Raw genomic sequence first — 22,659 nt, forward strand, 5'->3', positions numbered from 1 at the left:
CAGCGGGTAGATGGAGTCGTCGTCCCTCCGCTTCGCCCTGCGCGGCCCGAGCCTGCGCAGGAGGGCGGACAGCGCCCGGATGATCTTCGTCATGGCGTTCCTCTCGTGAGGGGTGGCGGGACGGCAACCGCGCTCAGCGGAGCCCGAGTTCGTCGGCGACGACCCGACTGGTCAGGTCGTAGCCCCGGTCGGTCATGTGGCCGCGGTCGATGTAGAGCCAGTCGTGTTCGGTGGCCTCGGCCCGGAGCAGCGGGGTCAGGTCCAGGAAGTCCACCCGGATCCGGGCGCAGGCGCGGCGCATGGCGGCGGAGAAGGAGGCTCCGGTCTCCATCGAGGACAGGGCGCCGTACCGGGCGTCCCAGCTGCCGCGGCGTGAGGTGCGGTCCTGGTCGGCGAAGAGCAGGCGCTCCTGAGGGGCCGGCTGCTCGCGCAGCCAGGTCGCCGGCGGGTGGAGGACGTAGGTGAGCCGTGCGCCGGTGCCGGCGAGCAGCTGCTGCCAGGAGGCCAGGTGACGGGCGGTGAGGTCGACGGCGGTGGCGATCGTCCGGGCGAGGGTCGGCGGCTCCTCCTCGGCGTCGGCCCCCGGTCCGGTCGGTCCGGGGGATCCGGGGGGTACGGCAGGTCCGGCAGGGGCGGTACGGGGGCGGCGGCGGCCGAACCCGAACCGGCCGACGTGCCGCGCCCGCAGCGCGTCCATCTGCTCGTAGTACTCGCCGCAGAGGTAGAAGGCGCCGTGCTCGTTCTGCTGCCGGGCCGGCAGCCGGGCCAGGTGCAGGGCGTTGAAGCCGGAGAACACCAGCACCTCGCCCAGCTCGGGGAGCAGGTGGCGGTGCAGCAGGTAGAGCAGGACCTCCTGGGCCGGGTTGTACCGGACCGCGCCGAAGTTCAGCCACGGCGTCGAGGGCGCGTAGCGGGACCAGAGCCGGGACGGGATGGTGGCCTCGTCCCGGCCGGCGCCGATGCCGAAGCCGATGGACGCCCCGGCGACCAGGTTCACCCGCCCCGTCGGGCGCCGGTGGGCGACCGAGGCGACCGCCGCGCTCCCGTGCGAGAGGCGGAATCCCAGCCGGTCGGTGTTGACCACGGGGGACCGGAAGTCGGTCCGGTGGAAGTACATCAGGTACGGCTGGTAGTTGCGGTGAGCCGGATCGTCGAACTCGTCGTACACCGCCATCTGCGGGGTGAGGAGCTGGACCTGGTTCGGTGCAGGTGGCTTCCTCATCCGCCCGAGCCTCCGGTGACGGCGGCGCGTTCCGGTGCCGGGGAGTCGGACGGCTCGGCGTCGACGCCCAGCCGGCGGACCGAGACCAGGGTGATCGGCAGCAGGGCGACCACCAGGAGGAGCAGTCCGCCGACGAGCGCGACTCGGGTGGTGCCGAACAGGGTGGCCAGCGGGATCACGGCCAACTGTCCGACGGGGATGGCGGCGAAGGAGCCGAAGTCGTCGTAGGAGGTGGCGCGCGACATCATCTCCGGGGGGATGTGCTGGTGGCGCATGGTGTCCCAGACGACGCCCATGAACCCGGTGCCCAGGCCGGCGACGAACGCGCCGACGCCCAGCCACCAGGCGTCCGATCCGGCCCCCAGCAGGATGAGCGGCGCCGCCGCCACGGACATCCAGACCAGGCCGGTGACGAGCGGTCGGCGCACCGTCAGCTTGATCAGGACGGCGCTCATCAGCAGCAGGCCGACGGCCTTGGCGCTGAGCACCGCGCCCCACGGCCCCGGCCCGATGCCCTGCTTGGCGATCACGGGACCGAGCACCTGCCAGACGCCCATCTGGACGGCGTTGATCACGGTGAAGGCCGCCGTGACCGACCAGATCCACGAGGTGGACCTGAAGTACGTCCAGCCCAGGCGCAGTTCGTGCAGCAGGCGACCGTCGGGCCGGGCCGCCCGGTCGGGCAGCGAGACCCGGGTCAGGCAGGCGGCGCAGACGAAGAAGGACGCCGCGTCGATGGCGATCGCCCAGCCGCCGCCGACGGTGGCCACCAGGACGCCCCCCAGGGTGGGGCCGAGGACGGCGGCGGCGTTGCGCGAGGTCGCGAGCAGCGAGTTCGCCTGCTGGAGGCTTTCGGCGTCCACGAGTTGGGGCACGATGCCGCTCATCGCCGGGCCGTTGAAGGCCTGCAGGGCGCCGTTGACGAAGGCCAGTGCCATCAGGTACCCGATGGGCCGGCCGGTGAACACGCACAGGGCGACGGCCGCCTGGGCCAGTCCGGACCCGAGGCTGGTGAGGCGCAGCAGGGTGTCCCGGCGCAGCCGGTCGGCGACCCCGCCGCCGAGGATGATCAGCGCCACCATCGGCACCATCGCGGAGGTGAGGACGAGGCTCAGGTCCTCGGGCCTGCCGGTCAGTTGGAGCACGGCGAAGGCCAGTGCCACCGGCGTCATCGTGCCGCCCATGACGGAGACGACCCGGCCGGCGAAGAACCAGCGGAAAGCGGGTCGGCGGAGCGGATTCCGTCCCTTCTCCGGCAGGCGGGCGGGCGGCGGGGGGTTCGGTGGGGGGCTCATGGCGTTTCCAGTTCCACACTCTTGTGGGCGGTCGCGACAGGATTGCGGGCGAATCGGGCGCTTCGCACCTGGGAAAGGGATTTCGCCGGTGGAAGTCAGTGCCGGCTCCGGGGGCAATCCATTCCCAGCGGTGGGGAGGTGAAACTCCGCACTCGCCCCGGTCGATGTGATGCGCATCACGTCGAGGCTATTGAGTGTGCCCCGGGTATTGTCCCGGGCGAAAGTCTTGTTGTTGTCGTGGGCATGAGTTAGCGTGACCGGGCTTGTTCGAGGTGGGGGAGTCGATTTCGGCTGCCATTGCGCGGACGGCGCACATATGTCCGTGTCCGGCCCGGGCGCGGATCCGTCGCATTCCCGGGAGAGGGGGGTTCGCCATGAGCTACGACTACTGATCATGAGAATCCGGGTGGGGTCCGGACTCCGGACCCCACCCCCCGCTCAGGGAAGGTGAATCCGCTTGAGAATTCTCATTGGAAACTCGGATGACGACCTCGTCTTCCCCCGGACGGACCACCGCGCCTGGGCCCAGCGGATCCTGTGGCTCGCCGGCGACGGCGACACGGTCGTCCTCCCGTGTGCACCCGACGCCGCGTTCCTCGGGCACCTGGCCGGGCTGACCGGCGTCGACCCCTCCTCGTTGGGCATCCACGTGCCGCCCCCCGGCAGGTTCGGCGACCGGTGCATCGACCCGCGCAGCCTCCTCGACGAGGCCTTCCTCGCCCGGGTGGCCGGCGGGCTCGGCGAGGTGACGGAGATCGTGGCGCTGTGGCCCTCCCCGTACGTGTCCCGGTTCGCCGCGCGACTGGGCCTGTCCGACCGGTTCCCGGCGGCCGGGTTCTTCGCCCAGGACGGCGCCAACCTGACGAACAGCAAGGCGAACTTCCGGGCGCTGGCGGCCGCCTGCGGGGCGCCGACGGCGGCCGGCGAGGTCTGCCAGACCGCCGAGGAGGCGGTGTTCGCGATGACCGCGCTGCTGGACGACCCCGGCCGGTCCGGGGCGGTCATGGTGAAGCAGGCGCGCAATGCCGCCGCCTCCGGGAACGAGCTCGTGCTGCGCGACCACGACGGTGGCAGTGGCGGCGACGGCAGCGACCGCGAGCCGGCGGTCGGCCACGCCGGCGCCCGCTACCTCCACCGGCTCGCGCCCGGCCCCGAGGGCGTACGGGACTACTGGGCGCAGCGGTGGGAATGGGCCTCGGCCGGAGGCAGCTCGGCGGTCGTGGTCGAGGAGTTCCAGCCGCGGGCCGAGACCGTGTACGCCGAGTTCGACGTCCGCGATGCGCAGGTCGATCTGCTCGCGGTGGGAGCCCTGGAGTACGTGGACCGAAGGCTCGCCAACGAGATCATCCCCTACCGTCCGATCGCCGACCCCGTCCGGGAGCGCCTGGTGGCGGCGGGCCGGAAGCTCGCCGAGACGTACCGATCGATCGGCTACCGCGGGCCGCTGTCCGCCGACGCGGTGCTCACCGAGGACGGGAACTTCGTCTTCACCGAGGTCAATGCGCGGGTGTCCGGCGCGACGCCGGTCTACTGGGCGATCGCCCAGGGCATCGTCGGCGTCGACAAGGAACCGCTGCGTTCCGTGGCGCAGTGCCTCGCGCCGGCGAGCTGGCGCATCGACGGAATCGCGGAATTCCTCCGGGTCTGCGACCGGATCGGCTGCCGCTACGACCCGGTGAGCCGGACCGGTGTCATCGTTTCGCTGCCGGTCGTGCCGATGGCGGTCATGTTCTGCATCGTCTACGAGAGCGAACGGGACCGCCGGGAAATCCACCGGAAACTGGAGCGGGAATTCCGGCGGGATTAACCCCCGGAGGCCGGACCGGGAAACCGGGCGGGAAGCCGGACAGGAAACCGGGTAGGGAAAGGAGGAAAGCGCAGACTTGGCCTCCGCTTTACCGGACTAAGGGTCGCCGTTCAGCCGCTCGAAGACCAGCCGAGGAAGAGAGAGAACTCCTTTGCAACTGCACACCTACGACGATTTCACCCCGCTGCGCGAGATCATCGTCGGCTCGGCGGAGAACTACCTGTCGCACGACCGCGACGTCACCTTCGAGCTGTTCCACCACGAGAACCTGACCGGGTTCCGCTCCGACTGGGCCTACCCCCGGCTGGCCGTCGCCGACGACCCCGCGGTGGAGAGCTGGCGCATCCGGCGGCGGTACACCGAGGAACTCCACGAGGACGTCGAGGCGTTGGCCGACACGCTGCGGCAGGCCGGCGTCCGGGTGCACCGCCCGCTGCCGCTGCCGCCGGACGCGGCCCCGATCGCAGGCCTGGGCTGGCAGGCCGCCCCCACCCCGGCCCTGAACATCCGGGACAACACCCTGATCCTCGGCGACGAGATCATCGAGACCCCGCCGGCCATCCGCTCCCGGTACCTGGAGACCAGGCTGCTCGCGCCGGTGTTCAGCCGCTACCACCGGGCCGGTGCCCGGTGGACGACCATGCCGCGCCCGGTCCTGACCGACCTCTCCTTCGACCTCTCGTACGCGCGGCACGCCACCACCACGCTCGGCGGGCCGACCGAGCCGATCTCCGATCCCCAACCGTCGCCGTACGACGTCGGGTTCGAGATGATCCTGGACGGTGCCCAGGTGCTGCGGCTGGGCCGCGACCTGGTGGTCAACATCGCCACCGAGAACCACCGGATGGCGGTCGACTGGCTGGAGCGCCACGTGGAGGGCCGCTTCACCATCCACCGGGTGCACCGGATGGCGGACAACCACATCGACAGCATGCTGCTGGCCCTGCGGCCCGGCGTCTTCCTGGCCCGCCACGACGGCATCCGCGAACTGCTGCCCGAGCCGCTGCAGTCCTGGAAGTTCATCGTGCCGCCGGAACCGGACCCCGGCGCGTTCCCCAGCTACGACGAGCGCGACCTGGTCCTCACCAGCCCGTACATCGACCTCAACGTGCTGTCGCTCGACCCGGACACCGTCCTGGTCAACCAGGACTGCCCCGGACTGCGCAAGACCCTCGACAGCGCGGGCTTCACCACGGTGCCGGTCCGGCACCGGCACCGGCGCCTGTTCGGGGGAGGATTCCACTGCTTCACGCTGGACACCCGGCGTGACGGGGGCCGCGAGGACTACCTCGGATGACCGGGCACCCGACGCACCGTCGAACAGGGGAGAGCGCCATGGAACTGCGGACCGTCGAACGCCCGGCCGGGGCCTTCCAGCAGTCGGTCGGCGCGGGGGAGATCCAGGCCGTCTGCGCACGGGTCTTCGGCCTCGACGCCCGGGTGGTCTCGGCCGTCGAACTGGACGGCGGGATGTACAACAACACCTACCGGCTGACCGTCACCGGGCAGGACCGGCCGGTGGTGCTGCGCGTCGCGCCGGAGCCCGCCCGGCAGTTCCGGTCCGAGCGGCAGCTGATGCGCAACGAGTACGCCAGCCTGCCCTGGCTGTCGCCGATCGCCTCGCTGATGCCGAAGGTGATCGCGGCCGACTGGTCGCACGAACTGATCGGCCGGGACTGGATGGTGCAGACCCTGCTCGACGGCGCGGCGGCCTTCGGCCCGCGCGGGCTCATCGCGTACCCGCGGGAGTCCTGGACGGGCTTCTTCCGCCGGCTCGGGGCCATCACCAGGCAGGTCCACGCCGTGCGCGGCCCGCACTTCGGGCCGGTGAACGGGCCCGGGTACGCGCGGTGGAGCCAGGCGGTCGCCGCGTCGCTGGCGGACATCGCAGCCGACCTGGACGGGGCCGGACTGGACTCGGCCGACCTGCGCAAGGTCGCCGCCGTCGCGGCCGAGCGCAGCGAGGTCCTGGACCGGATCACCGAACCCCGCCTGCTGGCCGGCGACCTGTGGATCGTGAACGTCATGCTCGTCGAGGACGCCCCCGAACCGACCGTCAGCGGAGTCCTCGACCTCGACCGCACCCTGTGGGGCGACCCGGCCGCGGACTGGACCATCCGGATGGCCCACGCCAAGCCCGGCACCGAGCGGGACGCGTTCTGGGACGCCGACGGGTACGGCGCTCCGGACGGTTCCGCCGAGGCGCAGTGGCGCGGGCGCGTCTACGAGGCGCGCCACCTCGGCGCGATCCGGCTGGAGCATCACCGGCTCGGGGACGTCGAGGGCGTGCAGGGCACCTACGAGGACATGGCAGCGATCCTCGGCGACCTGACGAGCGACCCGGCGGGCGACCCGGCGGGCGACCTGTCGGGCGACCTGTCGGGCGGCCTGGGGTGAGGCCGATGCGGATCGTGCTGCTGGGCGCCCGCGCCGAACCGCTGCCGGCACTCACCGCCGCGGGGCACCGCGTCACGGTGCTGCACGAGCCCTGGGAGGCGGGGCGCGCCGCCGCCCTGCGGGACCGGGTGACGGCGTGCGTCCAGGTCGACTCCTACGGCTCCACCGAGGCGATGCTCGCCGCGCTGGCCCGCACCGGTCCGGCCGAGGCGGACGCGGTGGCCACCATCGCCGAGTTCGCGGTCGTCCCGGCGGCGCTCCTCGGCGCCGCTCTGGGCGCCCGCGCGCTCGACCCCGACGTCGCCCTGCACTGCCGGGACAAGGCGGTCCAGAAGGCCGCGTGGCGGGCGGCGGGCGTACCCACGGCGAACTGGGTGCTGGCCCCGCACACCGCGGCCGAACCGGAACGGGCCGTCGCCCTGGCCGTGGCGCAGGGGCTCACCGGGCCGCTGGTCGTCAAACCGGTCAGCTCGGCGGGCACCCGCGGCTGTGCCGTCGCCCCGGACCTGCGCAGCCTGGCGAGCGTGATCCGGGACCTGGCCCGGGACGACGACAGCCTCGACGACCTCGTGGTCGAGGAGTACAACCGGGGCGACGAGTGGCACTTCGACGGCGTGGTGCGCCGAGGCCGGCTGGAGGCCCTGCTGGTCTCGAAGTACCTGGCCCCGGTGATCGAGACCAGGGACGACCGTCCGATCGCGACCGCCACCTTCCCGCACCGGGCCCACCCGGGCCTCCAGCGGGAGGCCGCCGAACTCACCCTCGCCGCGCTGCGGGCGCTCGGGCTGACCGACGCCGCGTTCCACTTCGAGGCCTTCGGCGGCCCCGGCCGGTTCACCGCCGGGGAACTGGCGGCCAGGCCCGGCGGGAGCTGGATCAAGCACCTGGCCCGGCACGCGCTGGGCATCGACCTCTTCGGGGCATCTGTGCAGACGGTCACCGGCGACCCCACCGAGTTCCGGGCCACCACGGACCGCTCCTTCGGCTTCACCCACCTGCCCACCGTGCCCGGCCGGTGCAACCGGCTCGGGCCCGAGGACCTCCTCGCGATACCGGGAGTCCTGCAGGTGGAGCTGGGCGTCCCGTACGGCGAACCGCTGCCGGGCATGCGGGAGAGCGCCCTGGCCGGTGCGGGCCGGGCCCTGGTCGAGGCGGCGGACCGGGAGGCCTGCGAGGCGGTGCTCCGGGCGGTCGTGGCGCGGGCCCTGGAGGTCAACGCCGGTGGGTGAGTCGTGGTCGGTCAGGCCGGTCGTGGTCGAGCGGGCCGTCGTGACCGAGGGGGTCCGACGTGGTCCGACGCGGTCGAGGAGGCCGTTCGTGTCGAGGAGAGGGGTCGTGGTGGAGGAGGTCCGACGTGCGCATCCTGGTCCTCGGTGACTCCAGCAGTGCGGGCATCGGCGCTCCGCAGGTCGTCCATCCGGGCCTGCTCGCGGAACGGCTGCGCGGCCGGCACCGGATCGAGAACCACGCCATCCCCGGATTCACCAGCGCCGACGCGGCCCGGTACTACCTGCGGACGCTGTCCCGGCAGCGCTGGGACGTCCTGATCGTCTACCTGGGCAACAACGAGGCGGCCCGGTCGGCGCGTTACAAGGGCGCGTACCACCGTCGGCGGGACCTGTTCCGCCGAGCGCCCGAGCGCCCCGTACCGCAGCCGGTGGTCCGGATCCGGCCGCGCGAACAGCTGGTGCTGGCCGAGGAGGAGACCGCGCCGGCCATCGCCACCACCGTCCGGGACTTCCGCCGCAACCTGGAGGCCATCACCGACCGCGCGCGGCAGCGGGGCACCCGGGTGATCCTGGTCAACCCGGTCGCCAACGAGCGGTTCCCTCCGGGGCTGATGGGCGCCCACGCCCCGTTCACCAGGATCGTCGGCCTGGACTGGCGGGTGGCCGACCTCGCCACCGGCTCCGGGCCGGAGGCACGGGAACTGCTCGCGGCCCTCGGCGCCCACGAGCGCGGCGACCTCGACACGGCCGGGCGCCGCTACCGGAAGGCGGCGACGACCGGCTCGTTCGTCCGGCCCATCGCCCTGAACAACCTCGCCGTCCTGCTCGACCGCCGGGGCGCCGCCGCCGAGGCCGCCGAGATCCTTCGGCGGACGGCGCAGGAACGGACCCCGCTCGGTGCGATCGCGGCCTACAACCTCAGCCGCATCCTGGCCCGCCGCGGCGACCACCGGGAGGCCGGCCACTACGCGCACCTCGCGCTCGAAGGGGACACGAACCTCTACCGGGTGAAGAGCGCCTACCGCGAGCAGACGGCGGCCCTCGCGGCGGACCCGAATGTCGACGTCCTCGACCTGGCGGAGCTGCTGAAGCCTGCCGACTTCGTCGACTACTGCCACCCGACCGCAGCGGGCCACCAGGTCATCGCGACCGCCCTCGCGACCCGGCTGGCCCCGTACGACACGGGCGAGGAGCCCGACGCCGGGTACGTCTGCGTCCACCCGAACCCGGACGCCTTCTTCGACCTCGGCCCTGGCGTGGCCGACTACTACCGGATGGGCTTCGACGTCGATCCGCAGCAGGTGCGCAGCACCGCAGGGGAGTTGCTGCGCCGGGCGCGCGAGCTGGGCGGCGACCCGGTGGCCGGCACCGGCACCTGGCCCGTCCCCGACTCGGACCTCCAGGCTCAGGTCCTGGACACCCTGCGGCACGCGGCGCGGCACCCGTTGATCGCCTCCCTGGCGGACCTGGAACGCATGCCGCCGGCCCACGGATCCGAGATCGGCAGCTTTCCCGAGTTCTACGTCTCCCGGCTGCTGTGCGAGTTCGCGGCGGCCGCGGAGTCGAGCGGCACGGACGGATTGCCGGAGGAGGCGGCGGCTGCCTGGCCGTTGGACTCCGAGGTGCACCGGCAGCGGATCCTGTGGCGCGGGCCGGCCGGGCTGCCCGGTTTGCTCGGCGCACCCGGCTCGCCCGGCGAACCGGCCACCGACCGGGCGTACGGGCGGCGCATCCTCGCCAAGGTCCGGGCCCGGCTCGCCGACCACACCGGCCTCTTCGCCGACACCCGGGCCGACCGGATCGCCACCATCCGGTACTGGTACCTGCGCGAGGCGTTCCGCTACGGCACCCACTCCCGCCCCAGCATGCTGTACCCGGCGACGGACCTGGACGCCCTCGCCGAGGGCCTGTACACCGCGGTGCTCATCGCCCGTACCCACCGGGACGCGCAGGGTGAGGCCGGTGCCCTCGCGCTGCTCACCGGTCTGACCCGCCTGCGCGAGGTGCACGAACGCCACGCGGTGGCCCTGGTCGAGGCCGAGTTCACCGTGACCGGCGCGGCCGGGGCCGACTACGCGGCGGAGCTGGCCGGGCTGCGGGCGTCCCTGACCGCGGGCGGCTGACGGTCCCCGGGGTGCGGCGGGAGGGGAGCGGGAGTTGGCTTGAGGTGTGGGGGTCGAGCCCCGTGATGGGCGTGTGAGCGCGAAGGAGCAGGGCCATGGCCGTGGTGATGTCGATGCATTGGGCCGGGACGACCCCGGAGCAGTACGACGTGGTGCGTGACGCGGTGCGCTGGGAGGACGTCGCGCCGGCGGGTGGCCACCTGCACGTGGCCTGGTTCGACGGGGACGGCCTGAACGTGACCGACGTGTGGGAGTCCCAGCAGGCCTTCGAGGCCTTCTTCGCCGACCGGCTGGCACCCGAGATCGGGAAGGCGGGCATCACCGGTGAGCCGACGGTCGAGTTCCACCCGCTCCACCGGCGGTTCGTCGCCCCCGGCGTCAGCGGCGCGGCGTAGTCCGGGGTGTCCGGGGCGGGCGGGGTGTCCGGGGCGGGCGGATGCTTGACAAACTCAACCTTTCATCCCTAGGGTCGCTATTGCTTCATGTGGTGAAAGTTCCATGTGTCAAGCGCCAATCACGCCTCAAGACCGCGAGAGCCTCATGAACGACAGCATCCCTTCTGTGGTCGCCCGCCTGCGGGCCGAGTTCACCACCGGCCGGACCAGGCCGCTCGCCTGGCGGCTGGACAAGCTGGCCGCCCTGCGCACCATGCTCACCGAGCAGGCCGAGGCGTTCCAGCAGGCCCTGCACGCCGACCTCGGCAAGAGCGTCACCGAGGCCTACCGCACCGAGATCGGCTTCACCATCCGCGAACTCGACCACACCGTGGCTCACTTGCCGCAGTGGCTGGAGCCGCGGCCGGCCGCCGTGCCGGAGGTCTTCCACCCCGCCGAAGCCCGGGTCGTCCGCGACCCGCTCGGTGTGGTGCTGATCATCGCGCCCTGGAACTACCCGCTCCAGCTCGCCCTGGCCCCGCTGGTCGGCGCCCTCGCCGCCGGGAACACCGCCCTGGTCAAGCCCAGCGAGCTCGCCCCCGCGACCTCCGCGGCCATCGCCGAACTGCTGCCGCGCTACCTCGGCGAGGAGGCGGTCGCGGTGGTCGAGGGCGCCGTCCCGGAGACCACCGCCCTGCTGGAGCAGCGCTTCGACCACATCTTCTACACCGGCAACGGGGCGGTCGGACGGATCGTCATGACCGCCGCCGCCAAGCACCTGACCCCGGTCACCCTGGAACTCGGCGGCAAGAGCCCGGTCGTGGTCGAGCCCGGCGCCGACCTCGCCGTCACCGCCCGGCGGATCGCCCAGGGCAAGTTCCTCAACGCCGGCCAGACCTGCGTCGCCCCCGACTACGTCCTCGCCGTCGGCGACGCCGCGCCCGGCCTGGAGAAGGAACTCGCCGACGCGGTGCGGGAGTTGTTCGGCGACAACCCGGCCGAGAACAGCGAGTACGGGCGGATCGTCAACGAGCGCCACTTCGACCGGCTCACCGCGCTGCTGGACGGCGGGCGGACCGTCGTCGGAGGCGAACACGACCGCGAGGCGCGCTACCTCGCCCCGACCGTCCTCGCCGACGTCCCCGAGACCGCCCCGGTGATGAGCGCCGAGATCTTCGGCCCGATCCTGCCCGTGCTGGCCGTCCCCGACCTCGACGCGGCGATCGCCTTCATCAACGAGCGCGACAAGCCGCTCGCCCTGTACGCCTTCACCGAGTCCGCGGACACCAAGCGGCGGCTGGCCGAGGAGACCTCCTCCGGCGCGCTCACCTTCGGCCTGCCGGTCTCGCACCTGGCGATGCCGGACCTGCCCTTCGGCGGCGTCGGCGAGAGCGGCATGGGGCGCTACCACGGCGAGTACTCGATCGACACGTTCAGCCACCTCAAGGCCGTGGTCGACAAGCCGCTGGGTTGAGTCCGGCCTTTTTCTTCCCCCTCCTTCCGTCCCGTCCTTTCGTCCCGTCCTTCCGTCCTGCCCTGGAGCGCCCGTCCATGACCCCGAACGAGCACGTCGCCGCCGTCTCCGCCGAAACCGCCAGGTTCGTCGCCGCGGTGCGGGCCGCCGATCCGGCGATCCCGGTCCCCAGCTGTCCCGGTTGGACCCTCGCCGACCTCGTCCGCCACGCGGGCAGCGTCCAGCGCTGGTTCACCGTCCTGCTCCGTCGGCGCATCCAGGCGCCGCCCACCAGCCGGGACGTCGAACTGAAGCTCCCCGAGCGGACGCAGGACTACCCGGCGTGGCTCGCCGAGTCCGCGGCCGAGGCCGACGCGACCTTCTCGGACACCGACCTTGATGCGCCGATGTGGGCGTGGGGCGCCGACCAGCACGCCCGGTTCTGGGTGCGCCGGATGCTCTTCGAAACCCTCGTCCACCGCGTCGACGCCGAACTCGCGCTGGGCCTGCAGCCCGAGCTCGACCCGGCGCTCGCCGCGGACGGAGTGGACGAGTTCCTGACGAACCTGCCGTACGCGGCCTTCTTCGCTCCGGGGACGGCCGAACTGCGCGGCGAGAACCGGACGATCCGCTTCACCCGCACCGACGGGGACGGCGACTGGCTGGTGCGCCTGCGCCCCGACGGCTTCGGCCTGGAGAGCGGTGCTGCGGCGGCCGAGCCGGCTGCCGACGCCACGGTCTCGGCCAACGCCGCCGACCTGCTGTTCCTCCTCTACGGCCGCCTCGACCGCTCGGCAGCCGAGGTCGCCGTGACCGGCGACGAGCAGCTGCTGGAGCTGTGGTTCGCCAACTCCGCCTTCTGAGCGGACCGCCGGCAGCGCAGACGCTCTCCTCGACGTCGCTGACCTGCGGAACGGCCGGCCAACGCCGCGCCATCGACCGGACCCCCCGGTCGACGGCGCGGCGTCGGCGCGTTCTCGCCCGGCCTATCCCCGCCACTCCTCGGCCAGCAGCCCGAGTACCACCTGGTCGGCGAACTCCCCGCACACCCAGGCCGATCGGCGCAGCGTCCCCTCGACGGTGAACCCGGCTGCGGCGGCGGCCCGGAGCATCGGCGTGTTGTCCGCGAGGGTTTCCAGCTGCAGCCGGCGCAGGCCGAGCACCGGGAAGCCGTAGTGGCACAGCACCCGCAGGACGTCCGTCGCGAGCCCGCGCCCCCGGTGGCCCGGCCGCAGCGCGATGCCCAGGTGGGCGTTGCGGTTGTGGGTGTCGATGCCCCACAGCAGGGCCTCACCGGCCAGCTCCCCGGAGGCCGTCACCACCACGGAGAAGCACGCCGACTCGTCGGACGGCCCGGTGACCGCGTAGGGCGACTGCGCCGAGCCCGGCGGGACGGGCCGCCAGGGCCGGTTGTCGGCCCGTGAGCGGGTGGCGACATCGTCGTACAACTCGGCCTGGAACACGGGGAGGTCGGCTTCCTGCCGGGCCCGAAGGGTGATCTGAGCGCCATGTAGCATGTCACATGGTTATCACCGTGGCAGAGCCCCGGCCACGGTATTTCCCCGGCGGTCCGTCGTACGGACGGTGACCGCGGGCGCCCGTGCAGGCACGGCACGGGCGCCCCGGGGCGGTGCGGCCTAGATGCCGAGTGCGGCGGCGGCCAGGGCCGTGCCCTCGACGCGGGCGCGGATCTTGGCGAAGGCGGTCTCGCGAGAGGTGGAGGTGTCGTCGGCGAACGGGGAGAACCCGCAGTCGTCGCAGGTGCCCAGCCGCTCGACGGGCAGGTGCCGGGCCGCGGCCAGGACACGGTCGCGGACCTGCTCGACCGTCTCCACCCGCGGGTCGATCGGGTCGGTGACCCCGATGAAGATCCGCGCCTGCGGGGGAAGGTGCTGGGCGAGGACGGAGAGCACGACGTCCTGGTCGGGCTCGCTGGCGAGCTGCACGTAGAACGCGCCGACCCGGAGCCGGAGCAGTTCGGGGAGCAGGGCCTTGTAGTCGACGTCGAGGCTGTGGGTGGAGTCCTGGTCGCCGCCGGGGCAGGTGTGCACGCCGATCCGGGCCTGTTCGGCGGGGGTGAAGCGGTCCAGGACCTGGTTGTTGAGCTCGATGAACTGCCCCAGCAGGCCGCCGCTCGGGTCGAGCTTCAGGGCGAGGCGGGCCTCGGTGAAGTCGATCTGGACGCGGTGCGCGCCGGCGTCCAGACAGCCGCGGATGTCGGCCTCGGCCTCGGCGGTGAGGTCGGCCAGGAAGGCCTCGCGCGGGTAGCCGTCGATGCCGTCCGCCGGGTAGAGCAGGCTGAGCGCCGAGGGCGCGATGACGGCCTGCTTCACCGGTACGGTCGCGTGCCGCTGCGCCGCCCGCAGGTACTGGTCGGCGTGGACGCCGTAGCGCAGCGGCCCGCCGGTCAGGCGGGGCAGCTGGCGCTGGTGCCCGTCGGCGAAGGGGATGACGACGCCGTCGCGGGCCAGCTGGTCCAGGCCGGTCAGCGGATAGGTGGCGAAGCTGGGCTTGGACTGCTCGCCGTCGGTGACGACCGGTGAGCCGATCTCCTCCAGGCGGCGGATGGTGTCCGCAACGGCACTGTCCTGGGCGGCGGCGAGCTCGGCGTCCCCGATCCGGCCGGCCGCGTGGTCGGCCATGGCCGTGAGCAGTTCGGCAGGCCGCGGAAGGCTGCCGATGGGCTCGGTTTCGATCACTGCCCTGCCGTTGGTGTCCACCATGATCCCCATCCGTGGAATGTGTTCATCCGGGGTGCCCAAACTACCCGACTCGGCTTCCTGGTAAGGCATTTGAACAAACAAAGGGGGCGCGCGAACAGCGTCGCGCGCCGGACGTGCGCCCCCCGTACGCTGGGTGCCCGGCAGGATCCGAGGAGTCGGTCCTAGGGGACACCCCCTTGGCCCTGTCGCAGCCCCGCCCACGGCTACCAGCGGTCGTGCACCTGCGGCCGGATGCGGCGGTCGTACAGGTCCCGCACCGCGTCGAGGGTGGCCGCGGGCAGGGGCTCCAGCGCGGCGGCCTCGGCGTTGGACCGGGCCTGCGCTACGTTGCGGGCGCCGGGGATCACCGTCGTCACCCCGGGCTGCTGGACGACCCAGCGCAGCGCTGCCTGCGCCGGGGTCGCGCCCTCGGGGGCGAGTGCGGCGAACTCCCGGGCCGCCTCGACGCCCGTCGCGAAGTCCACCCCGGAGAAGGTCTCGCCCTGGTCGAAGGCCTCGCCGTGACGGTTGTAGGTGCGGTGGTCGTCCGGGGCGAAGACGGTCCGCTCGGTGTAGCGGCCCGAGAGCAGCCCCGAGGCGAGCGGCACCCGTGCCAGGATCGCGACCCCGGCCGCCTCGGCGGCGGGCAGCACGCGCTCCAGCGGCTTGAGCCGGAACGCGTTCAGGATGATCTGCACGCTCGCGACGCCCGGGCGGGCGATCGCGGTCAGCGCCTCCGCGCAGGTCTCCACGCTGACCCCGTAGGCGGCGATCCGCTCCTCCGCCACCAGGGTGTCCAGGGCGTCGAACACCTCGTCCGAGGAGTAGACGGGTGTCGGCGGGCAGTGCAGCTGCACCAGGTCCAGCCGCTCCACGCCCAGGTTGGCCCGCGAACGGTCCGCCCAGGCACGGAAGTTGGCGAGGTGGTAGTGCTCGGGCCGCTGCTCGACCCGGCGGCCGAACTTGGTGGCGACGAACACCTCCGCGTCCGGGCGCTCCTTCAGGAAGCGGCCGATCAGCCGCTCGCTGCGGCCGTCGCCGTAGACGTCGGCAGTGTCGAAGAGCGTGACCCCCGCCTCCACGGAGGCCTCCAGTACGGCCAGGGCGTCCTCCTCCCGGACGTCCCCCCAATCCGCACCGAGCTGCCAGGTGCCGAGTCCGACGATCGAGACGGGACGGCCGGTACGGCCGAGTACGCGCTGTTCCATGGCGTGACCCTCTCACGAAGCGCCCGCCGGCGCCGCCGGGTCGGTTGCCGACCCACGCGATGGCCCACGCCGTCCCGTGGGTCAGGAGGCGGACCGGCGGGCCGCCAGGTCGTCCAGGATGGCGGCGGTGGCGGTCGCGCCGAAGCGTTCGGCGCCGGCGGCCACGAACTCCAGCATGCGGTCCAGGGTGCGCACCCCGCCCGCGGCCTTGACCCTCATGTGCGCGGGGACGTTCGCCCGCATCAGCCGGACGTCCTCCAGGGTGGCGCCACCGGGCGCGAAGCCGGTCGAGGTCTTCACGTAGTCCGCGCCCGCCAGTGTGCTGAGTCGGCAGGCGCGCAGTTTGGCGTCCTCGTCGAGGTAGGCGTTCTCGAAGATCACCTTGGTGAGGGCGGCGCCCCCCGCAGTGTCCACGACCGCGGCGATGTCCTGCCGCACCGCGTCGTCCTCGCCGCTGCGCAGCAGGCCGATGTTGAGCACCAGGTCGAGTTCGGTCGCACCCGCCGCCAGGGCGTCGGCGGCCTCGCCTGCCTTGGCCGTCGTGGTGGTGCCGCCGTGCGGGAAGCCGATGACGGTGCCGACGGCGACCGCGGTGCCGGCGAGCGCCTTGACCGCGAGGGTGACGTCCGCGGGGCGCACGCAGACCGAGGCGACGTCGTAGACCGCGGCGAGTTCGCAGCCGTGCAGGACCTCGGTGGTGGTGAGTTCGGGCCGCAGGAGGGAGTGGTCGATCATCTTGGCGAGCTGTCGGACGTCGATGCCGGTGGAGTCCATGAGCCTGTCCTAGGGGTGAGGCGTTGTGCGTCGCACCGCGCTCGGGGCGCGACCGCGCGGACGGTCCGACGGTAGCCCCTGCCTGTCTAGCTGTCTATACAGGCAGACGGGAGGTGGCGGCCGCCGCGCACCCGGCCCCGATGTGACGAGGATCACCCTGCACGCCTCTTGCCCTTGGTGTCTTTCGCCGCGGAATGTCCGGCTCTGTGCTGGTCTACGCTGGTTGACTAGACAGCTAGACGGCGTACTCTCAATTTCGGAGGCCCCCTTTTGGAAACGGATTTCGCGCCCAGGTACCACCGGATCGAGCAGGCGCTCCGGAATCGGATCGCCAAACACCGACCGCATGACCCGCTCCCCTCGGAGTCGGAACTGTGCGAGGAATTCGGGGTGAGCCGCATGACCGCACGGGCGGCCGTTCAACGGCTCGTCACGGAAGGTCTGGTCTACCGGGTGTCCGGGCGCGGGACATTCGTTGCGGAACCGCCGACGCACCGTCGCGCGGAAAACCTGGTCCGATTCAGCGAGGAAATGCGCAGACAAGGCCGCAAGCCCTCCTCGCAGCTGATTTCGGCGGAACTCCGGCCGGCCCTGCCGGAGGAGGTCCACCGGCTCCGGCTGCGCAGGGCGGCCCAGGTCGTGGAGGTCGACCGGGTCCGGCTGGCCGACGGGGTGCCGACCGCACTGGAGCGGGCGGTGTTCCCCGACGACCTCGCCGCCCTGCTGGAGATCGACTTCCGGACGGCCTCGATGCACGAGACGCTCGCCGGGCTCGGCCGGACGCCGACCCGCGGACACTCGTCCATCAGGGCCGCGACGGCCGGCGAGCGGGAGGCGGAGCTGCTCGCGGTGGCTCCGGGCACCGCCCTGCTCGTCGAGGAGCGACTGATCATGGACCAGGACGAGCGCCCCCTGGAACTCACCGAGACCCGGTACGTCGGCGACCGGTACGCCCTGGACGTCGCCTTCGAAGTCGACTCCTGAAAAGAACTCCGAGTCCTGAAAAGGACTCCGGCTCCTGAAGACGCCTGCTCCTGAAAGACTCCGACTCCGGAAAAGAACTCCGACCCGACCGCGCGGAAGGAATTTCCGACGGGGGACTGCAACGACCGGCGGGCGATCCGGCCCGCCGGTGCCAGCGGTGGAATCACATGAATGCGTGGAGGGAAAAACCGTGTACGCGTACCTCATGACCGCTCCCGGAGAAATCAACCGAACCCTCGTGCCCGATCCGGAATGTCGCGAGGACGAAATCCTGCTGCAGACCGAGGCGGTCTCGATCTGCTCGACCGACGTCTCCTACTTCCGCGGCCACCTCTTCGCCGAGGACTGGCCGATCATTCCCGGGCACGAATACGTGGGAAGGGTGGTCGAGGTCGGCAAACGGCTCCGGGACGACGTGCGACCGGGTGACCGGGTCACCTACTGGGGGCAGACCGACTTCGGCGGGATGGCCGAGTACCGGGCACTGCGGCCGCTCTTCCCGGGCCGGCGCGGCGTGGAGACGTCCTGGTACACCGGGCGGAACTTCTACGACGCCGACCAGGCCGCGGCGGTGGTCCTGCCGCCGCACGTGCCCTCGGACCTGGCCTCCGTGATCGAGCCGCTGACCTCCGTCCTGCGCTCCCTGCTGCTCAACCCGCCCAAGCCCGGCGACACCTGCGTCGTCCTCGGCTGCGGCCCCAGCGCCCAGCTGGCCGTCCAGGTGCTCCACCGCCACCTCGGCGCGGGCTCGATCACCGTGCTGGACCGCAACGGCGACCGGATGGACGTCGCACTGCGGCACGGCGCCTCCCACGCCTTCAACACCGACACCCAGGCGGCGGAGCTCGAAGCGTATGTGCGCGAGCACCACGACCACTACGCGGACTACGTGTTCGACGCCCTGCCGCACATCGCGGCGCCGGCCCGCACGGCCGGGCGGGACGACGCCCCGGACAAGGACATCCGGGAGATCGCGATGGGCCTGCTGCGCCCCGGCGGCTCGTACGTCATCTACGGCGCGACGGCCGTCCCGCAGCGGCTGAACACCTGGATGATCCTGGCCAAGGGCCTGAAGCTGCTCTCCACCCCCTTCGACGTCCGCTCGTTCCCGATGGCCCGCTCCGCGCACGTCACCGCCGTGGCCCTGCGGCTGGTCGAGTCCGGCCTGGTCGACCCCGCCCCGCTGATCACCACCCGGGCCTGCCTGGACGACGAGGCCGCCGTCCGCGAGGCGTTCACCGGGTACGGCCGGGGCGCGTCGATGAAGACCTCGCTGCTGGCGCCGTCCGTCCTCCTCGACCACGTGCGCCGCACGGCCGCCGCGACCATCCCCGCCGTCACCACCCCCACGGCCTCCGCCGCCACCGCCGCCACGGCCGCCACCGCCTCCGCCGAGGACTTCGCCGAGCAGGCCGGGATACCGGGGTGACCGGCGCCTCGGTGCCGGTCACCCGGGACCAGGGGCCCCCGGCCTTCGTCCGGGACCGGCTGACCGCCACGGCCTACGGCGGCCTGGCCGTCTACGCCTACGTCCTCTACGCGCTCGGCCCGCTGCTGCCGCTCCTGCGTCAGGACCTGCGGCTGTCCTACGCGCTGATGAGCCTGCACTCCACCGCCTTCGCCGCCGGCGCGATGCTCACCAACCTCCTGTTCCGCCGGCTGCGCACGCGCCTGGACCACCGGGTGCTCTTCTGGTCCGCACTCGCGGCCCTGGCCCTGGGATCGCTCCTCCTGGCGACCGGACTCTCGGCCACCGTCACCCTCGCCGCGGCGGTGCTGGGCGGGATCGGCGGGGCCCTGCTGCAGACCACGGCCCTGGCGGTGCTCGCCGAGCACCACGGCGGGCACGAGTCGCTGCGGGCGCGGGCCCTGGTCGAGGCCAACGCCGCCGCTAGCGTCAGCGCCCTCGCCGCGCCGCTGGTCATCAGCGGCCTGGAGAGTGCCGGGGCCGCCTGGAACTGGTGCCTGGTGCTGCCGGCCCTCGCGCTCGCCGCCCTGTACCCGGCGCTGCGCGCGGAGCCGCTGCGCCCGAACGCCACGCCCTCCGCCGGCACGGCCCCGCCCACCGGCACCGCTCCGGAGCCCGCGCAGGCCGACCGCCCGAGCGGCTCGTTCCCGCTCCGCGCCGCCCTGTGCGGCCTGGTCGTGGGCTTCGAGTTCTGCCTCGCCTACTACGCCGCGCCCCTGCTGACCGACACCGCTCATTTGACGGACAGTCAGGCATCCGCGGCCCTGGCCCTGTTCTACGGAGGCGAACTGGTCGGTCGGCTGGCGGGGAGCCGGCTGACGGCCGGTGCCCGCGCCGCCCGCTCGGCAGCCCTGGTGGCCGGCTCGCTGACCGTCGCCGCCACCGGGTTCCTCGCCCTGTGGCTCGCCTCCACCACCTGGGTCGCCCTGCTGGGCCTGGTCCTCGGCGGTCTGGGGGTCGCCAACCTCTTCCCGCTGACCCTCTCGCTCGCGGTGAGCGCGGCACCCGGCCGCACCGACCAGGCCACCGCCCGTGTCCAACTCGCGGTCAGCACCTGCATCATGCTCGCGCCCCTGCTGCTGGGCACGCTGTCCGACCGTCTCGGCGTGCGCTCGGCCTTCGGCCTCGCCGGCCTCCTGCTGCCCCTCGCCGCAGCACTGCTCGCCACCGGGCGACGGCGCCCGGCCCCCGTCGACGTGTCCCCCTCGGGAGTCACCCCGCATGTCCGTCACTGAGAGCTCCGCCCGGGCCCGCGACACCCTGGCCCGCAACCACCGCACCGGATTCTCCCGGGCGGCCCAGCGCCACTACGACTTCACCTGCCCCTCCCCGGACAGCTACCCCTTCCAGTGGGCCTGGGACAGCAGCTTCCACGCCATCGCCCTCACCCACGTCGACACCCGCCGGGCCCGGGACGAACTGCGCTCCCTGCTCAGCGCGGTCACCCCGACCGGCTTCCTGCCGCACATGGTCCTCTGGCAGGACGACCTGCGCCCACGTGCCACCGAGGACTTCAGGATCGACCTCTGGGAGGGGTGGCGGTCCGTCACCATCGCACCGCCCGTGGTGGCCCGCGCCGTCGAGCGGGTGTACCGGGCCACCGGTGACGACCTGTGGCTGCGCCGCGTCCTGCCGCCGACGCTCGCCTTCTTCGGCTGGCTCGGGGAGCACCGCACCAGCCCCGGCACCGGCCTGCTGGAGATCTACCAGCCCGACGAGTCCGGACTGGACAGCAGCCCCAAGTACGACGGCGCCCTCGGCATCGAGTCGGCCGCCGAGGATGCCGTGCACGCCGCCTGGCACGGCGCGATGCGCTCGCTGATCACGGCCTACTCCGCGCCCACCCGTACACCGGAGACCCCGCTGCGCGACCGGCGGCTGTTCGTCTGGAACGACGTGCTCGTCAACACGGTCTACGCGGACGGACTGGCCTGCCTGGCACGGCTGGTGCGGACGACCGGATCGAACGGGCGCACCGCGGACCGGCTGGCCGCGCAGTCCGAGGCGATCGGCGCCGCCCTGATGCGGCACTGCTGGGACGAGACCAGCGGCGCCTTCCACGACCTCGACCTGGTCGCCGGCAAGCGCAACGAGATCCTCACCGCCAGCTCGCTGCTGCCCGTCCTCCTCGACTCGGTGCCGGAATCCGCCGCCCGCCGGGTCATCGAGCAACACCTGCTGAACGAACGGGAGTTCTGGCGTCCCTACCCGGTGCCCAGCGTCGCCGCCACCGAGCCCTCGTACGACCCCACCTTCCGCACCGGGGCCATCTTCCGCGGCTCCAGCTGGATCAACCTCAACTGGTACCTGTACTGGGGCCTGCGCCGACGCGGCTACCGGGCCGAGGCCGACACGCTCGCGGCGCGCAGCTGCGCGCTCGTCGCGGCCTCGGACACCACCCGGGAGTGCTACGGCCCGGAGGACGCGGTCGGGCACGGTGCGCGCTCCTTCGGCTGGAGCTCCCTCGTCCTGGACCTGGCCGCCGCCACCGTCACCGCGACGGCCCCGGCAACGGCCACGGCGGCTACGGCCACGGCCCTGGAAGAAGGCTGACCATGGCCAACTGGGGATTCCTGGGCGCCGGTTCGATCGCCGCCAACAGCCTCGCGCCCGCCGTCCACGCGGCCGAACGAGCGCGCCTGCACGCCGTCGCCGCCACCGATCCGGGGCGGGCCCGGGCCCTCGACCCGGCCCGGGTGTACACCGACTACGGCGAGCTGCTGGACGACCCGGCCGTGGACATCGTCTACGTCGCGCTCCACAACAGCGCCCACCGCCCGTGGGTGGAGCGCGCCCTGCGCGCGGGCAAGCACGTGCTGTGCGAGAAGCCGCTCGGACTGACCGCCGCCGAGGTCGCCGCGATGACCGCCACGGCCCGCGCCACCGGACGGCTGCTCGTCGAAGCCGCCTGGAACCGCTGGCACCCGCGCACCCGGGACCTCGAAGACCTGGTCACCCGCGGCGCGATCGGCACCGTCCACACCGTCACCGCCCGCTTCGACGGCCTCGCCCCCGCCCCCGGCAACTACCGCCTCGACGCCGCGCTCGGCGGCGGCGCCCTCTACGACGTCGGCTACTACGCCGTCTCCGCCGCCCTCGCCGCCTTCGGCTGGCGCACGCCGAAGGTCGTCCGGGCCGAACAGGACCACTGGCGACCCGGCTCCGCCGACTCGGCCACCCGCTTCCTGCTGGAGTTCCCCGACCGGGGCACGGCCGAGATCGGCTGCTCGCTCGTCGGCGGGATGTCCGAGACCTTCACCACCACCGGCACGGACGGTTCGATCACCCTCACCCCGCCGGCCTTCTGCGCCGGCTCCGCCCCCAGCACGCTCACCACCACCGGCGGAGGACCCCACCGCCACTACCCGTCCCAGAACCCCTACCGGCTCATGGTCGAGTCGGTGGACTCCGCCGTGCACGGCGACACCGCGGCCCACCTCGTCCCCCTCGCGCAGTCCCTCCTCATCGCGAACACCCTGGACGCCGTCCGCAGCCGGCTGGCCCGAACCGACGGCTGACCGGCAGCCTCCCCGCAGCGCCGTAGCGCATCCGACAGCGCCCCGGGGGTGGCACGCGACCGCACCGAAGCGCCGGTGCGGTCGCGTGCCACCCCCGGGGCGGCT

19 protein-coding genes and 1 pseudogene are annotated in these 22,659 nt (G+C 72.8%); 14 read left to right on the plus strand and 6 right to left on the minus strand.

What is annotated here, in order from left to right:
- Positions 1-133: 133 nt before the first annotated feature.
- Both BX285_RS37450 and BX285_RS21330 read right to left on the minus strand, forming a co-directional pair.
- Positions 134-1,222 carry an Inducer of phenazine A gene (locus BX285_RS37450; protein ID WP_259470621.1) on the minus strand — a complete coding sequence of 363 codons (1,089 nt, stop codon included), beginning with the start codon at positions 1,220-1,222 and terminating at the stop codon, positions 134-136.
- On the minus strand, positions 1,219-2,517 hold the full coding sequence (locus tag BX285_RS21330; RefSeq protein WP_183107124.1) for an MFS transporter: 1,299 nt from the start codon (positions 2,515-2,517) through the stop codon (positions 1,219-1,221). Before BX285_RS21330 ends, BX285_RS37450 begins: the two co-directional genes overlap by 4 nt.
- Positions 2,518-2,974: 457 nt before the next feature.
- Here BX285_RS21330 and BX285_RS21335 point away from each other — a divergent pair, with 457 nt between their 5' ends.
- From BX285_RS21335 to BX285_RS21370, 8 genes are all read left to right on the plus strand, one after another.
- Positions 2,975-4,324, plus strand: coding sequence for a hypothetical protein (locus BX285_RS21335; protein WP_121176469.1), 1,350 nt, complete (start codon positions 2,975-2,977; stop codon positions 4,322-4,324).
- Positions 4,325-4,475: 151 nt separating this feature from the next.
- A complete protein-coding gene (locus BX285_RS21340; protein ID WP_097239455.1) occupies positions 4,476-5,621 on the plus strand; it encodes a glycine amidinotransferase in 1,146 nt (381 codons plus the stop codon).
- 38 nt (positions 5,622-5,659) lie between these two features.
- A complete protein-coding gene (locus BX285_RS21345; protein ID WP_121176472.1) occupies positions 5,660-6,721 on the plus strand; it encodes a phosphotransferase family protein in 1,062 nt (353 codons plus the stop codon).
- A gap of 5 nt (positions 6,722-6,726) precedes the next feature.
- Positions 6,727-7,950, plus strand: coding sequence for an acetyl-CoA carboxylase biotin carboxylase subunit family protein (locus BX285_RS21350; RefSeq protein WP_121176474.1), 1,224 nt, complete (start codon positions 6,727-6,729; stop codon positions 7,948-7,950).
- Positions 7,951-8,075: 125 nt separating this feature from the next.
- On the plus strand, positions 8,076-10,073 hold the full coding sequence (locus tag BX285_RS21355; RefSeq protein WP_183107125.1) for a GDSL-type esterase/lipase family protein: 1,998 nt from the start codon (positions 8,076-8,078) through the stop codon (positions 10,071-10,073).
- A 95-nt stretch (positions 10,074-10,168) separates the two neighbouring features.
- Positions 10,169-10,468, plus strand: a complete 300-nt coding sequence (locus tag BX285_RS21360; protein ID WP_179852982.1) for a hypothetical protein — start codon at positions 10,169-10,171, stop codon at positions 10,466-10,468.
- 145 nt (positions 10,469-10,613) lie between these two features.
- Positions 10,614-11,921: an aldehyde dehydrogenase family protein gene (locus tag BX285_RS21365; protein ID WP_218893140.1), complete on the plus strand. Its 1,308-nt coding sequence runs from the start codon at positions 10,614-10,616 to the stop codon at positions 11,919-11,921.
- Positions 11,922-11,998: 77 nt separating this feature from the next.
- A complete protein-coding gene (locus BX285_RS21370; protein ID WP_121176479.1) occupies positions 11,999-12,763 on the plus strand; it encodes a maleylpyruvate isomerase family mycothiol-dependent enzyme in 765 nt (254 codons plus the stop codon).
- A gap of 123 nt (positions 12,764-12,886) precedes the next feature.
- On the opposite strand, the gene BX285_RS21375 is transcribed toward BX285_RS21370, so the two are convergent.
- From BX285_RS21375 to deoC, 4 genes are all read right to left on the minus strand, one after another.
- Positions 12,887-13,417 carry a GNAT family N-acetyltransferase gene (locus BX285_RS21375; protein WP_097239461.1) on the minus strand — a complete coding sequence of 177 codons (531 nt, stop codon included), beginning with the start codon at positions 13,415-13,417 and terminating at the stop codon, positions 12,887-12,889.
- Between the two features lie 120 nt (positions 13,418-13,537).
- Entirely contained in the window at positions 13,538-14,623 is a 1,086-nt protein-coding gene (locus tag BX285_RS21380) for a cobalamin-independent methionine synthase II family protein (protein ID WP_121177780.1), read from the minus strand.
- A 203-nt stretch (positions 14,624-14,826) separates the two neighbouring features.
- Positions 14,827-15,810: an aldo/keto reductase gene (locus BX285_RS21385; protein ID WP_121176482.1), complete on the minus strand. Its 984-nt coding sequence runs from the start codon at positions 15,808-15,810 to the stop codon at positions 14,827-14,829.
- A gap of 81 nt (positions 15,811-15,891) precedes the next feature.
- Complete coding sequence (gene deoC, locus BX285_RS21390) at positions 15,892-16,584, minus strand: deoxyribose-phosphate aldolase (RefSeq protein WP_121176484.1); 693 nt, start codon at positions 16,582-16,584, stop codon at positions 15,892-15,894.
- Positions 16,585-16,854: 270 nt separating this feature from the next.
- Here deoC and BX285_RS39515 point away from each other — a divergent pair.
- The 6 genes and pseudogenes from BX285_RS39515 to BX285_RS21415 form a co-directional block, all read left to right on the plus strand.
- Positions 16,855-17,049: pseudogene (locus BX285_RS39515) on the plus strand (GntR family transcriptional regulator); the annotation flags it as partial.
- A gap of 66 nt (positions 17,050-17,115) precedes the next feature.
- Positions 17,116-17,568 (plus strand): GntR family transcriptional regulator, encoded by a 453-nt coding sequence (locus BX285_RS38510; protein WP_257032946.1) that lies wholly within the window; start codon positions 17,116-17,118, stop codon positions 17,566-17,568.
- 238 nt (positions 17,569-17,806) lie between these two features.
- On the plus strand, positions 17,807-18,997 hold the full coding sequence (locus tag BX285_RS21400; protein ID WP_220783929.1) for a zinc-binding dehydrogenase: 1,191 nt from the start codon (positions 17,807-17,809) through the stop codon (positions 18,995-18,997).
- Entirely contained in the window at positions 18,994-20,271 is a 1,278-nt protein-coding gene (locus tag BX285_RS21405) for a sugar MFS transporter (RefSeq protein WP_121176489.1), read from the plus strand. Before BX285_RS21400 ends, BX285_RS21405 begins: the two co-directional genes overlap by 4 nt.
- The gene (locus BX285_RS21410; RefSeq protein ID WP_121176492.1) at positions 20,258-21,589 is read left to right on the plus strand and encodes an amylo-alpha-1,6-glucosidase; all 1,332 of its coding nucleotides are present in this window, start codon (positions 20,258-20,260) and stop codon (positions 21,587-21,589) included. The genes BX285_RS21405 and BX285_RS21410 overlap by 14 nt, the downstream gene beginning before the upstream one ends.
- 2 nt (positions 21,590-21,591) lie before the next feature.
- Positions 21,592-22,554 carry a Gfo/Idh/MocA family protein gene (locus BX285_RS21415; protein ID WP_121176494.1) on the plus strand — a complete coding sequence of 321 codons (963 nt, stop codon included), beginning with the start codon at positions 21,592-21,594 and terminating at the stop codon, positions 22,552-22,554.
- Positions 22,555-22,659: the final 105 nt, after the last annotated feature.

Origin of the sequence: Streptomyces sp. 1114.5, assembly GCF_003635085.1 — a bacterium.
Taxonomy (GTDB): Bacteria; Actinomycetota; Actinomycetes; order Streptomycetales; family Streptomycetaceae; genus Kitasatospora.

Excerpts from the sequence above, each read along its gene's own strand:
- BX285_RS37450 (WP_259470621.1), bottom strand. The coding sequence starts at position 1,222 with ATGAGGAAGCCACCTGCACCGAACCAGGTCCAGCTCCTCACCCCGCAG.
- BX285_RS21330 (WP_183107124.1), bottom strand. The coding sequence starts at position 2,517 with ATGAGCCCCCCACCGAACCCCCCGCCGCCCGCCCGCCTGCCGGAGAAG.
- BX285_RS21345 (WP_121176472.1), top strand. The coding sequence starts at position 5,660 with ATGGAACTGCGGACCGTCGAACGCCCGGCCGGGGCCTTCCAGCAGTCG.
- BX285_RS21350 (WP_121176474.1), top strand. The coding sequence starts at position 6,727 with ATGCGGATCGTGCTGCTGGGCGCCCGCGCCGAACCGCTGCCGGCACTC.
- BX285_RS21360 (WP_179852982.1), top strand. The coding sequence starts at position 10,169 with ATGGCCGTGGTGATGTCGATGCATTGGGCCGGGACGACCCCGGAGCAG.
- BX285_RS21365 (WP_218893140.1), top strand. The coding sequence starts at position 10,614 with ATGAACGACAGCATCCCTTCTGTGGTCGCCCGCCTGCGGGCCGAGTTC.
- BX285_RS21370 (WP_121176479.1), top strand. The coding sequence starts at position 11,999 with ATGACCCCGAACGAGCACGTCGCCGCCGTCTCCGCCGAAACCGCCAGG.
- BX285_RS21375 (WP_097239461.1), bottom strand. The coding sequence starts at position 13,417 with ATGCTACATGGCGCTCAGATCACCCTTCGGGCCCGGCAGGAAGCCGAC.
- BX285_RS21380 (WP_121177780.1), bottom strand. The coding sequence starts at position 14,623 with ATGGTGGACACCAACGGCAGGGCAGTGATCGAAACCGAGCCCATCGGC.
- BX285_RS21385 (WP_121176482.1), bottom strand. The coding sequence starts at position 15,810 with ATGGAACAGCGCGTACTCGGCCGTACCGGCCGTCCCGTCTCGATCGTC.
- deoC (WP_121176484.1), bottom strand. The coding sequence starts at position 16,584 with ATGGACTCCACCGGCATCGACGTCCGACAGCTCGCCAAGATGATCGAC.
- BX285_RS38510 (WP_257032946.1), top strand. The coding sequence starts at position 17,116 with ATGCGCAGACAAGGCCGCAAGCCCTCCTCGCAGCTGATTTCGGCGGAA.
- BX285_RS21410 (WP_121176492.1), top strand. The coding sequence starts at position 20,258 with ATGTCCGTCACTGAGAGCTCCGCCCGGGCCCGCGACACCCTGGCCCGC.
- BX285_RS21415 (WP_121176494.1), top strand. The coding sequence starts at position 21,592 with ATGGCCAACTGGGGATTCCTGGGCGCCGGTTCGATCGCCGCCAACAGC.